Here is a 12,748-nt window from a genome sequence, read left to right as displayed (position 1 = left end):
CCCCGTTGGAAAAGTACCCATATGGGCATGAAGGGGCTCGAGGGGGATTTATTTATGAAATCTCCCCTGCCCCTCTTTTTCAAAGAGGGGAATTAACAACGCCAAAGCATAACTTAACGGCATTGCACCGAATAGAATAAAGCCCATTCCATGCAGGAATCCCACAAAATCCCCGCCCCACCGACACCACTATATTCTAACCACACAGCGCCGTTTGCCCTCTACAACGACCATGTGGTAAGCCGCGGCAATTTATGGGCGGACGTGGCGGCCCTGGCCGCGCAATTGCCGGACCAGCCCTATCAATTTAATTTATGCGAAAACCGCTACCTGTTTTGCCTGTGCCTGTTAGCGGCGGCGGTACGCGGGCAGATTTGCCTGCTGCCACCCGCCGGGCAAATGGCGGTTATTCTGGAAATTCTGCGCGACTATCCAGGCGCGTATATCGCCAGAGAACACGCGCCTCAGCAAAAGGGTTTGGATTGGTTCGAAGTCATCGCGCCAAACGCTGCAAGCGCAGCATCGCCACCCGATTTCGACTGGCAGCGCACCGCCGTGATTGCCTTCACCTCCGGCAGCACCGGCAAACCCAAGCCCTGCCCGCATAGCCTGCATACCTTTAAAACCTCCGCCGAAATGGCGGTCAGCAGCCTGGGATTAGCCAAGCAGCAACTATTGATGCTCTCCACCACCCCGCCGCAGCATATGTACGGCCTGGAAACCTCGGTATTTTGGCCGCTGTTTTCCCACCTGGTGCTGCACGACGGCCGGCCGTTTTTCGCCGAAGACATCCGGCAAACGATGAATACCGCGCCTTGGCCCGTTGTGCTGGCGTCAACACCGACCCATTTGCGTTCCTTAATCAAAACCACCGGCGCTTGGGACAATCTGGCCGGCATAATTTCTGCCACCGACACTTTATCCGCAAAGCTGGCCGGTGAAACCGCGGCAATTTTAGGGCAATCCCCCCGCGAAATCTATGGCAGCACCGAAACCCTGTCGTTTGCCAGCCGCGAGACCTTACTTGAGAACCCGTGGCGACCTTACGACGGTTGCCGCTTGCATCAATATGAAAGCGGGCAAAGCTGTCTGCAAGCTGCGCATTTGCCGATAGCAGTGCCTTTGCAAGACACTGTGCAGATCCAAGCCGACGGCTGTTTTACCGTATTGGGCCGGGATCAAGACATGGTGAAAATCGGCGGCAAGCGCGCGTCCCTGACCGAACTGAATCGTCGCTTGCTGGACATAGACGGCGTAGACGACGGTGTTTGTTTCATCCAGGATAATGGCCGACTGGCCGCTGTCGTGGTCAGCAAACTAGACAGCCAAGCCATTCGGCGGGGTCTACAGCCCTATCTGGATGAGGTGTTTCTGCCGCGAAAAATTCATTTTGTTACTAAGATTCCGAGAAACGGGACAGGTAAGCTGGCAAAAACCGAACTGGAAAATCTGTTAGAAAGTTTAAGTTAGACGACTTGCCAGGCGCGATGCGCAGGCCAGATTAATCATGCCGCTTTGCGTCTGCCGGCAGCTTATCGAACAAGGGGTTTTTGGCGATCGCATAATGCTCCGGGTAATACACAGCCGCGAGATGTAAACCATGCGGGGGGGCGGTCATCGCAGCTTGGGAGCGGTCTTTAGTCTCCAAAAGTTCGGCAGTCCAATCCACCGGCCGCCGGCCCATACCGATTTCCATCAATACCCCGGCGATATTTCTGACCATATGATGCAAAAAGGCATTGGCGCAGAGATCGATGATCACCCGCTGATCGTCGCGGTATACATCAATAAAATGCATCAAGCGGTTGGGACTGACCGATTGACAACTCTGCGCGCGAAACGAGGAAAAATCGTGTTCACCCAGTAGCACCTGCGCGGCTTGATGCATGGCTTGCTCGTCCAGCGGCTGGTAACACCAGGTAGCCTGAGTTCTTAGCAAAGCCGACTTCATCGGCCGATTCAAAATCACATACCGATAAGCGCGGGCGATGGCGCTGTAGCGAGCATGAAAGTCGCCCAGCGCCGTTTGTGCCCAGATAATACGGATGTCATCCGGCAAATGGCTGTTGCCGCCCATCAACCAGCCGCGCATATCGCGCTCTGTGTCGCAATCAAAATGCACCACTTGTTCCAGCGCATGCACGCCAGCATCGGTGCGGCCCGCGCAAAGTACGGTAATCGGTTGATTGGCGATTTTACTCAAGGCTTTTTCCAACTGGCCTTGCACGGTCGCTTTACCGTCCTGCCATTGCCAGCCGGCGTAAGCACTGCCGTCGTATTCGACGCCTAAAACGATGCGCGGCATATCGGTTGCTGTTTATTCATGAATCCACACCCGGCAACCCACGGCAATCTGCTCGAATAAGTTGATCAGATCGGCGTTGAGCATGCGAATACAGCCGTGCGACTCCGGTTTACCTTGCATCAATTCGTCTGGTGTGCCGTGGATATAGATATAACGCCATGTGGTGTCCACATCGCCGTAGCGGTTTTTGCCCGGTTCCAAGCCGCCCAGCCACAGGATGCGGCTGAGAATCCAGTCGCGTTGCGGATGCTGCGCAGCCAGCTCTGGCGTGTAGATTTCGCCGGTTGGCCGCCGGCCTGCCAGTACGCTGTTGATCGGCAGGCCGGCACCGATTTTGGCGCGGATCTTATGCCAGCCGGTCGGCGTGCAGTAGCTGCCTTTTTTTTCGCCGGGGCCGTTTTTAGCGGTAGAGACCGGAAATTGGGCCAACACCTCGCTGCCGTGTACTAAGTGCAGGCGCTGCTCGGCAATGGCGATGTCCAAATAAGGCGCTGCAAAGTGATAGTGCTGCGTTGCCGCAGAACCCTGAATCATTTTACAAACAAGGCTATCGATTCGACATGCGCGGTTTGCGGGAACATGTCCATCACCCCGGCCTTAACCAACTTGTAACCCAGCTCGTTCACCAAAATTCCGGCATCGCGGGCCAAGGTGGATGGGTTGCAAGATACGTAAACAATCCGCTCCGGTTGCCAGTGTTTCAAGTTGTGTAACACTTCCGATGCGCCGGCCCGCGATGGGTCCAGCAACACCTTGGTAAATTTTTGCTTGGACCAGGGTTGGTCTTTCAAATCCTTAGTCAGATCGGCGACATGAAATTCAACATTATCCAGGTTATTCAACTTGGCATTTTCCCGAGCGTGCTTGACCAGCGGCAAGTCGCCTTCCACACCGACGACCTGACCCGCCTGGGTCGCCAGTGGTAGGGTGAAATTACCCAAGCCGCAGAATAAATCCAGCACCCTGTCGTCTTTGCTTAATTCCAGCGCTGCCAAGGCCCGCGTCACCATCTTTTGATTGATCTGATAATTGACTTGGGTAAACATCGCCGGGCGGAAATTGAACTTAACGCCTTGTTCGGCTAGGGCGTAACTCGGAATGACTTCCGGCTCGCCGTCCAAAGGCACGATGGTATCCGGACCTTTCGGCTGCAGACAAATGCTGAGCTGATGTTGATGGGCAAACTCGCGCAGCCGTCGTTTATCGGCATCGGTCGGTGGCTCCAGCACTCGAAACGCCAGTACGCATTCCTTATCGCCAATCGCCACTTCGATTTGCGGAATTTTGTCTTTCACCGTCAACCCGGCGATCATCTCACCCAAAGCGATCAGCTTCTCGCCGACGATGGGGTTCATCACTTTACAGCTATCGATTTCCGCTAAAAACGGATTGCGCCGCTCGCGAAAACCCACTAACACCCTATTCTTTTTCGCCACCCATTTCACGCCCATCCGCGCCTTGCTGCGATACCCCCAGTGCGGGCCGGTCAAAGCTTCCCAGATTTGCGGAATCTCGACTTTACCGATGCGGCGGAACTGATCGTGCAGCAAGTCCTCTTTGAAATTGATCTGTTCGGCGTCATCGACATGTTGAAAACTGCAACCGCCGCAACTGCCGAAATGCGGACAAGCCGGTTCGACCCGATGCTCAGATCGGCTTATCAGATTGACCACTTTGCCTTCTGCATAGTCTTTACGACTGTCGGTGTAGACAAATTCCAGGGTTTCGCCGGGCAAGGCTTCGTCGATAAACACGACTTTGCCATTGACGTGGCTGACGCCGCGGCCATCGTGGGACAAAGATTCTATGGTAACGGTGACGGGGTCTAACGGGAGTTTTTTCTTGTGGGCCATTGTGCTCGATTGGGTGGGTTGGGTTAGCGTGGTGTAACCCAATATGCCGCTGCGTTGTTTAGGTTGGAAAAATGCCGGTGGATAAATAGCGGTCGCCCCGGTCGCAGACTATCGCCACGATCAAGGCATTTTCAATTTGTTGGGATAATTGCAAGGCCGCGTAAACCGCACCGCCGGAGGATACGCCGGCAAAAATACCCTCTTGTGCTGCCAAGGCGCGCGTGGTGTTTTCCGCGTTCAGCTGATTGACTTCGATGATGCTATCCACCCGCACCGCGTCGTATATTTTAGGTAAATATTCCTTAGGCCAGCGGCGAATACCCGGGATTTTCGATTCGCCTTCCGGCTGCACGCCGATGATTTGAACCGCGGGATTTTGTTCTTTCAAATACCGGGAGGTCCCCATGATGGTGCCGGTGGTGCCCATGGAGCTGACGAAGTGCGTAATTTTACCGTGCGTGTCGCGCCAGATTTCCGGACCGGTGCCTTCGTAATGCGCCAAAGGATTATCGGGATTGGCGAATTGATCCAGAATCCGTCCCTCGCCGCGCGCTTCCATGGCCCGCGCTAAATCGATGGCTGCTTCCATGCTGCCTTTGGCCGGCGTCAGGATAATCTCCGCGCCGTAGGCTTTCATGGAGGCAATGCGCTCGGCGCTCATATTGTCCGGCATGATCAAGGTCATCTTATAACCCTTAATCGCCGCCGCCATTGCCAAAGCAATCCCGGTATTGCCGCTAGTGGCTTCGATCAAGCGATCGCCGGGTTTGATCTCGCCGCGCGCTTCGGCGTATTGAATCATGCTTAAGGCTGGCCGATCTTTCACCGAACCAGCCGGATTGTTACCTTCCAGCTTCACCAAAATAGTATTGCCGCCTGCGACCGGCAGGCGTTGCAAACGCACCAATGGCGTATTTCCGACAAAAGATTCTATGGTTGGGAAGTTCATGACTTTAACGTCCGGTTAAGTTTACGGCGGCGATTATAGCAAGTTCCAGACCTCAAGCGCCGCTGTAACCCAAGGCGAAAAAATTTCATTTATAATCGACTGACCCCAATCAAACCAGCAGCCGACATGGAATCCATCGATTTAAATAGTCCCGAGCTTTATATCAACCGCGAACACAGCTTATTGGAGTTTAACTTTCGGGTGCTCGCGCAAGCCCTGGACGAAACGCTGCCGCTATTGGAACGGCTGAATTACTTATGCATTTCTTGTTCCAATCTGGATGAGTTTTACGAAGTACGTGTCGCCAGCTTAATACAAATGGCGGAAATGGACCCCAATTTGGTCAGTTCCGACGGTTTAACCATTAACGAGCAATTCGACAAGATCTCGATCAAGGCCCACGAACTGGTCGCCGAGCAATATCGGGTACTTAACGAAGTACTGATCCCCTGCCTGGAAACCGAAAATATTCGTTTCTTAAGGCGCGACCGCTGGAGCCCGGCACAAAAAGCCTGGCTGGAAAAATATTTCAACGAAGAACTGTTGCCGATTCTGACCCCGGTCGGGCTGGATTCCGCCCACCCGTTTCCACGGATTTTGAATAAGAGTTTAAATTTCATTATCTCCCTGACCGGCAAAGACGCATTTGGACGTAACAGCGGCCGGGCGGTTTTGCAGGCACCGCGCGCCCTACCCCGCATCGTGCAATTACCTGTTACCGAGACCGATAGCGGGCCTTACGATTTTGTGTTTCTATCCTCCATCATTCATGCGTTCGTCAACGAGTTGTTCAACGGCATGATGGTCAAGGGCTGTTATCAATTCCGGGTCACCCGCAACAGCGATTTTTTCGTCGACGACGACGCGATCGACGACTTGATGCTGGCCGTGGAAGGCGAATTGGCGATGCGCAATTACGGTGATGAAGTACGCTTGGAAATCGACGGTAATTGTCCCGAAGAGACCGTGAATTTCTTGTTGGCGCGCTTTGATTTAAAACCGGACCGCTTATTTTTAGCCAACGGTCCGGTCAATTTAAGCCGGATGCAAACCATCTTGAGCATGGTCGAACGCCCCGACCTGAAATTTACGCCCTTCAAATCCAGCGTGCCGCCAGCGCTAGGGCGCAACAAGGATATTTTTGCCAGTATCCGTAAGCAGGATATTTTGCTACATCATCCGTACGAATCATTCTCGCCGGTGGTGGATTTCATTCGCCAGGCCGCTGCCGATCCGGATGTACTAGCCATCAAACAAACCTTGTACCGCACCGGCGTGGACTCGCCTATCGTCGCGGCCTTGATTAAAGCCGCACGCGCCGGCAAGGAAGTCACGGTCGTCATCGAGCTGCGGGCGCGTTTCGATGAAAAGGACAACATTGGTCTGGCCGCAAAACTGCAAGAAGCCGCGGCTCACGTGGTGTACGGGGTGGTGGGATATAAAACCCACGCTAAAATGTGCATGGTTTTGCGCAAGGAAGGCAGCACTTTGCGCAATTACGTACATCTGGGCACCGGCAACTATCATCCTAAAACTGCTCGGCTTTATACCGACTACGGCTTGTTTACTTGCGAAAAAGAATTGGGTGAAGACGTACGCCGGGTATTCATGCAACTGACCAGTTTAGGCAAGGTCAGCAAACTGAATAAGCTGCTGCAATCTCCGTTTACTTTGCACCACGGCATCCTGAAGATGATTGATAGAGAAATCGAGCATGCCAAAAAAGGCAAGCCGGCCAGAATTATTATCAAGGTCAATGCCGTAGTTGAGGAACAGGCGATTCAAGCCCTGTACCGCGCCTCGCAAGCCGGCGTGGAAATCAAAATGATCGTGCGTGGCGTCTGTTGCTTGCGGCCGGGCGTGCCGGGGGTTTCCGAGAATATCGAAGTACGCTCTATTGTCGGCCGCTTTCTGGAACATACCCGCATCTATGCGTTTTGCAACGGCGGCGATTGGGCGGTTTACGCATCCAGCGCCGACTTGATGAACCGCAACATGTTCCGCCGCGTGGAGGTCTGTTTCCCTATCGCCGACAAGCGAATTGCCGAACGAATTCTTAACGACCTGGATGCGTATCTCAGAGATAACGCCCAAGCCTGGCAATTGCAAAGCGACGGCCAGTACCGGCATTTGCGCGCCGACGATCAAGCCATTTATCAAGTGCAGAGCGAACTGCTCAAAGCGTTTTGCGGATAGGATAAGCCATGAGTCAAAAACCCCGCCAAATCCGGCAAGTGGTGCTGGATACCGAAACCACCGGCATCAACCCCAAGGAAGGCCATAAGATTATCGAAATCGGCTGCGTGGAACTGATTAACCGCCGTTTGACCCGTAATCATTTTCACGTCTATCTGAATCCGGACCGGGAAATTGATGCCGGCGCCATCGAAGTCCATGGCATAACGAATGAGTTTTTAAAGGATAAGCCGCGCTTCGCCAACGTGGTCGAAGACTTTATGCGCTTTACTCAGGGTGCGGAGCTGATCATCCACAACGCACCGTTTGACGTCGGCTTTTTGAATCACGAATTGGCGCTATTAGCCGGGGAAGAACGCCGTATCGAAACCAATAGCACCGTGTTCGATACCCTGGCTTACGCCCGAAAAAAACACCCCGGCGCACGAAACAGTTTGGATGCCTTATGTAAACGCTACGGCATAGACAACAGTCACCGCGAATTGCATGGCGCTTTACTCGACGCGGAAATCCTGGCGGACGTCTATTTATTGATGACCGGAGGCCAGGCTTCCCTGTTGGATGAAGGCGATCACACCGGCAATGGCGGCGAACAGGCTATCGTTAGACTATCGGCCGACAGAGCGCCATTAAAAATCATTGCTTGCAGTAGCGAGGAAGAACTGGCGCACCAACAGCGCTTGGCGAAAATCGCCAAAGTCAGCGGCAATTGTTTGTGGCAACAGTAGTGTGGCCGTCTTTTAAACGCCCCGCTTTCAAAAGCCCCAGAACTCAGTGTCTTCAAATGAAAAAAGCGGTGCGCTCGGCGGTGGTTCGATGACCAACTCGCTGAGCGGCATTGGTTTATGCACGCCATAGCCTTGGGCATAGTCGACGCCTATGGTTTTTAAAACCTCTCTAATCTCATTGCTTTCGACGTATTCAGCGATGGTCGTCAAGCCCAGGGAATGAGCGATTTCATTCATGGATTTAACGATGGCAACATCGGCTTTGTCATTTAATATGTCTTTGACAAAGGCCCCGTCTATTTTCAGATAATCGATATTCAAGTTCTTCAGGTAGGAATACGACGAATAGCCTGACCCGAAATCATCCAAAGAAAATTTGCAATTAAACTGTTTGATGGCCTTGATGAAACTATTTGTTAAATAAAAACTTTCCGCTGCAACCGTTTCCGTGACTTCGAACGTCAGTTTATTTGTGGGCACGCTGGTTGATTCCAATATCCCTTTAAGAAAGCCTAAAAATTCTTCGCTGTTAATAGATTGTCCGGACAAATTGATCGCAAACCCATCAATATGATCGAAATAATGTCTATTATTTTCAATCCACATAAGCACGTTGGTAATCACCCATTGATCAATTTCCGGCATACGCTTACAGCGTTCCACGGCAGGTATGAAATGATCGGGCGGAATAATATTATCGTTTTCGTCTTTAATACCCAGCAAAATTTCGTAATGTTGATGACTGGCACTGGCTTCATCGACAGCGGCAATCATTTGGCAACGTAAAAACAATCTATTCTCGGAAAACACCTTGTCAATATTGCCTATCCATTCGTATATTTTATTTTGACGTTTTAAATTCTCGTCATCATGCGTAAAAAGTAAAACATTATTCGGACCGGAACGCTCTGCCGACATGCTGGCGGTATCGGCATTTTGCAACAACTCGTTAACGTCAAAATTGTTCTGTTCGAACGGCACCAAACCGATACTCACACCGATGGTATAGCTTTTATCTTGCCATTGAAACCGCGATTCACTAATGACTTTTAACAGCTTTTTGGATAATTCATAAGCAGTTTGCGCTCCGCAATCTTTTAGCAGCACTGCGAACGATTTATCACCGATTCGCGCGAATAAGTCGCCATCACGCAACTGCTCGCTGATTAAATGCGTGAGCGTTTTTAAGAATTGTTTGCCGCCAGTGACTCCGCAAACATTAGTAATGACGCGAAAATCCAAAACCTCTATATGACCCAAGATATGGCCGGTACTATCGAGTTTAACGAGCTCGATTTTTAGCTGTTTAACAAACTCGTCTTTGGTGAGTAAATCGGTTTCCGCGTCATGCGTAGCGTTATAAATCAATTTGCTATGCATGTTTTGCAACATTTGGTTAGTCGCGCGATCCATTAAAGGCACATCCAGGCTTTCTATTCTATTCGCTCCGCCATTTTCCAAAAGTAATGCCAATTCGGTTTTATTAAGCTCTAACTTAGTCAGTCCATCGCGATTAACAAAAACGCAAATTGGTAAAATATCGCCTATCCACACCAGTTTCATCGGTTCAAAACCTTCGGAGCCTCTATAGATTATCAGCCATTCGCCCACCTGTAATTGTGAAACTTGCGCTGCCCATTCAGATTCTATAATGTCCTGCATGGATCTAGGCGCGGGAATTCTGACGGTATCCATCGGCTTCCTAACTTTTGGCACACCGCTACCCACCAGTAAAGCAAACAATTCTTCAATAACATTATCGCGTTTGAATAAGTTAGGACAAACCGTGCCTAGATTCTCTTCGATAAATTTGAGTGTGGTATGAATGCTGACCGATTGCATATTCAGAAACGAATCCTGTTCGTAAAGCCAAAATAGTAAATCGTCAATTACTTTCAGATAAGAGGCTTTTTCCTCAGGCTTAGCTTCCTTATTTAATTCGGCAATCACTAACAGGTCTTGCCATCCAGCGCCAAGTAGCGTGGGAATAATCGATGGTACAGAACGGCCGGCTATACGCTTATCAACTTCCTGCTGAATAGTTAGCCTTGCCGCCTCCAATTTTTGTTGGCCTTCGTAAGGCTCTATTATACGTTTGACGTTGGTTTCATTGGATTTTGTCCACTGCTTAGTGACGCTATCCAATTCATGCTCGACTTCAGTGAAAACATTAGGATTGCTAATGGACTCAGCGGAAATCCGAGCTATTGCTTTTTCTACAGTATTTTTTATATTCGTATTTTTGATTACCCGATTACTTTTAATCGCAGGTTCCAGAACAGCTAGTTGATTCAGTATTTTTCGGGCAGGGTGCGACTCGGAATCCAGAAAATCATTACCTTGCATGGGCAATGACAATAGAGGTAAATGAATACTTTCCAAATAATCTTTAATATCTTTAGAAAACTCAAGCTCACCGAACAAGGCATCAAAAAACCTGCCATACAGTTCAAGGCGCTGAACATCGTTTGCGGCCAACGATTTTGCCTCCGGATTATCAGCTTGTAATTTATCGGCAAGGCTTTTTTGCAGTGTTGTGGTATCTAAATGCAGGCCAGATTTAGCGGTAATATCCTTTTGGATTTTCGCAATCGCCGATAAAACTTCCGCTGGGTCAAATACTTGCTGGACATTATTGAGAGGCAGGGTATTTTCCTTGCGCTGGGTATCGGTAGATACGGCCATTGTTTCAGTTAACAGGTTCAGTAATTTGCCTGTAACCTGGCTTAAAGGTTGAATAGCTTTGTGAACGACCAGCGGTTCGGCATCCAAATAGTCATTGAAATAAACTTGCTGTTTATCGCTATTTTTTGTATGAAAAGCGGAGCCGCTCTGCTTACTATGAACGGGCATTTGCAATCGCGCGGATTCAAACTTAGCTAAAGTCGCAGCTGCTTGCTTATAAAAACCCGGCAACTCGATAATTAATATTTTTTCGAAGCAATTATAAATTGCCTTTTTTATATTACTCCCCAGCTCTAGCTGTAAGAATATTTCCCTAAAGCTGTCACATAAAACCCCCGGACCAATCGGATTATTGACCGTATTATCAAATATACCAAACACCCTGCATAATTCTCTAACTAACAGATTAAGCTCGTCGTCAAAATAGTTTTTAAGCTTTCTGATAGTAGCCGACATATTCAACCAGTCTTCAAAGTCGTCTTTTTCGATTAATGAAAGCGAATCATGATATAAAGCATCTGAGTTTTTTTCGTTGTCACTGGAAATATAATCAACCTGATATATAACAGAACAACAAAATTCGCTACTAATAATCTCTCTATTCAGCTTTAGCGTGGTAATTAAGTCGTCAAAAGCCGATGGATTGGAAAAAAACTCAGCATGCGTGTTCGCAGCTTCCATGCAATCGCTCAGCGAGTCAAAAAACCTATCGATTAATAAAGGCAAGCTTTCTATTAGAAATTGTTTAAATGTGTTTTTATAATTTTCTTGATTTAAATTGTCTGGTGAAGTATCTAAATTGTCATTCGTTGAGGAAAGCGATCCAACATTTGCTATTTTTCTTAACGCATTAAACGTGGTGGCGGGCATCTGTTCAGTGACAAGGCCTACTCCCGTCGAACCAATATGCGTTATTTGCGCATCTACTTCAAAAGTTTTTAGCTCGAACTCCAATTGAATAGAAAAGCGAATTTTTATATTTTTATGCAATGCAATCTGCGGATGACTTTTATCAAAAACCAGATAAAATCCACCGCTACAAAAATCCAGAATACGGCATTCCAGTGTATCAGTTTGGTCGATTATCAATAAAGCGTTTAGATCAATCGCATATCTAATATAGCGACGTCTTTTGCTTTTTTTAATACTAACAGACATAAATCAGATGAAATAGGAAAAAACTACCGTAATAATAGACGCCGACCGTGTTGTTTAAACCAAGCCAGTGTAAACTCCGTAAATAGACTAATTGACATTATTTAACGAAGCGGAAATGTATTTATTTAAGCACTATCTATCTAACGACAATACTGGTGCGGATACTATACCACGATAGGCTTGAGTGCGGTCCCGGCTGGTTGTCAAGTGTAGACCAGTTCAGGCGAATATTTAGCGCACAAAAAGCGTGGTTTCAACGGTTACTTGAGTCTCGCCAAGGTTTATAGTTCAACAGCTTCAAGCACTCACGACACTACCGGTATTTCGGCCAATCTTTTGCGCGATTTTGCTTGCCGATTGCGTCTGAGTTTGGGATAAATAAAAAACCTGACAACAAACCCCAAAGTGGACATCTATGAATTACTGGCTGATGAAATCAGAACCCGACACCTTCGGCATTGACGACTTGTTTAATCGACCCGGCCAAACCGAGCATTGGGACGGTGTCCGCAACTACCAAGCCCGAAACATGATGCGTGACGACATGAAAAACGGCGATCAGGTATTTTTTTATCATTCTAACTGCGACGAACCGGGCATCGTCGGCATCATGCAAGTGGTGCGCGAAGCCTATCCAGACTTTACCGCGTTCGACCCGGACGATAAGCACTTCGATCCGAAAAGTAATCCGGACAAACCTACTTGGTACATGGTCGATGTAAAGTTCGTCAGAAAATTATCTCGCAATATCAGTCTGCGCGAATTGAAACTGAAAACCGAACTAGCCGATCTGGCCTTACTGCGCCGCGGCAACCGGCTGTCCATCATGCCAGTGAATGCCGAGCAATGGACATTTATCCTTAGTTTGGAATAA

The 12,748-nt window shown here is 49.1% G+C and carries 9 protein-coding genes; 4 read left to right on the top strand and 5 right to left on the bottom strand.

Features of this window, described 5'->3' with window-relative positions; all coding sequences use genetic code 11:
* Positions 1 to 150 precede the first annotated feature (150 nt).
* The gene (locus JWZ98_RS11570; protein WP_205454353.1) at positions 151 to 1,470 is read left to right on the top strand and encodes an AMP-binding protein; all 1,320 of its coding nucleotides are present in this window, start codon (positions 151 to 153) and stop codon (positions 1,468 to 1,470) included.
* A gap of 31 nt (positions 1,471 to 1,501) precedes the next feature.
* Here the strand turns inward: JWZ98_RS11570 and truA are convergent, their stop codons facing one another.
* From truA to cysM, 4 genes are read right to left on the bottom strand one after another with little or no spacing between them, the layout of a single operon-like run.
* The gene (gene truA / locus JWZ98_RS11565; RefSeq protein ID WP_033156278.1) at positions 1,502 to 2,305 is read right to left on the bottom strand and encodes a tRNA pseudouridine(38-40) synthase TruA; all 804 of its coding nucleotides are present in this window, start codon (positions 2,303 to 2,305) and stop codon (positions 1,502 to 1,504) included.
* A 12-nt stretch (positions 2,306 to 2,317) separates the two neighbouring features.
* Positions 2,318 to 2,839, bottom strand: coding sequence for a L,D-transpeptidase (locus JWZ98_RS11560; protein WP_051669876.1), 522 nt, complete (start codon positions 2,837 to 2,839; stop codon positions 2,318 to 2,320).
* Complete coding sequence (gene rlmD, locus JWZ98_RS11555) at positions 2,836 to 4,158, bottom strand: 23S rRNA (uracil(1939)-C(5))-methyltransferase RlmD (RefSeq protein ID WP_033156279.1); 1,323 nt, start codon at positions 4,156 to 4,158, stop codon at positions 2,836 to 2,838. The genes JWZ98_RS11560 and rlmD overlap by 4 nt, the downstream gene beginning before the upstream one ends.
* Positions 4,159 to 4,216: 58 nt before the next feature.
* Positions 4,217 to 5,107, bottom strand: coding sequence for a cysteine synthase CysM (cysM, locus tag JWZ98_RS11550; RefSeq protein ID WP_205454352.1), 891 nt, complete (start codon positions 5,105 to 5,107; stop codon positions 4,217 to 4,219).
* Positions 5,108 to 5,233: 126 nt separating this feature from the next.
* On the opposite strand from cysM, the gene ppk1 reads away from it, so the two are divergent.
* Complete coding sequence (ppk1, locus tag JWZ98_RS11545; RefSeq protein WP_033156281.1) at positions 5,234 to 7,303, top strand: polyphosphate kinase 1; 2,070 nt, start codon at positions 5,234 to 5,236, stop codon at positions 7,301 to 7,303.
* 8 nt (positions 7,304 to 7,311) lie between these two features.
* The gene (dnaQ, locus tag JWZ98_RS11540; RefSeq protein WP_174843454.1) at positions 7,312 to 8,031 is read left to right on the top strand and encodes a DNA polymerase III subunit epsilon; all 720 of its coding nucleotides are present in this window, start codon (positions 7,312 to 7,314) and stop codon (positions 8,029 to 8,031) included.
* 27 nt (positions 8,032 to 8,058) lie between these two features.
* On the opposite strand, the gene JWZ98_RS11535 is transcribed toward dnaQ, so the two are convergent.
* Complete coding sequence (locus JWZ98_RS11535; protein WP_033156282.1) at positions 8,059 to 11,874, bottom strand: DUF1631 family protein; 3,816 nt, start codon at positions 11,872 to 11,874, stop codon at positions 8,059 to 8,061.
* 415 nt (positions 11,875 to 12,289) lie between these two features.
* Here JWZ98_RS11535 and JWZ98_RS11530 point away from each other — a divergent pair, with 415 nt between their 5' ends.
* Complete coding sequence (locus JWZ98_RS11530) at positions 12,290 to 12,748, top strand: EVE domain-containing protein (protein WP_205454351.1); 459 nt, start codon at positions 12,290 to 12,292, stop codon at positions 12,746 to 12,748.

It is taken from the genome of Methylomonas sp. EFPC1, assembly GCF_016925515.1.
GTDB lineage: Bacteria > Pseudomonadota > Gammaproteobacteria > Methylococcales > Methylomonadaceae > Methylomonas > Methylomonas defluvii.
This window is presented reverse-complemented; position numbering and strand designations above follow the sequence as displayed.

Excerpts from the sequence above, each read along its gene's own strand:
- JWZ98_RS11560 (WP_051669876.1), bottom strand. The coding sequence starts at position 2,839 with ATGATTCAGGGTTCTGCGGCAACGCAGCACTATCACTTTGCAGCGCCT.
- cysM (WP_205454352.1), bottom strand. The coding sequence starts at position 5,107 with ATGAACTTCCCAACCATAGAATCTTTTGTCGGAAATACGCCATTGGTG.
- JWZ98_RS11535 (WP_033156282.1), bottom strand. The coding sequence starts at position 11,874 with ATGTCTGTTAGTATTAAAAAAAGCAAAAGACGTCGCTATATTAGATAT.
- truA (WP_033156278.1), bottom strand. The coding sequence starts at position 2,305 with ATGCCGCGCATCGTTTTAGGCGTCGAATACGACGGCAGTGCTTACGCC.
- JWZ98_RS11530 (WP_205454351.1), top strand. The coding sequence starts at position 12,290 with ATGAATTACTGGCTGATGAAATCAGAACCCGACACCTTCGGCATTGAC.
- dnaQ (WP_174843454.1), top strand. The coding sequence starts at position 7,312 with ATGAGTCAAAAACCCCGCCAAATCCGGCAAGTGGTGCTGGATACCGAA.
- rlmD (WP_033156279.1), bottom strand. The coding sequence starts at position 4,158 with ATGGCCCACAAGAAAAAACTCCCGTTAGACCCCGTCACCGTTACCATA.
- ppk1 (WP_033156281.1), top strand. The coding sequence starts at position 5,234 with ATGGAATCCATCGATTTAAATAGTCCCGAGCTTTATATCAACCGCGAA.
- JWZ98_RS11570 (WP_205454353.1), top strand. The coding sequence starts at position 151 with ATGCAGGAATCCCACAAAATCCCCGCCCCACCGACACCACTATATTCT.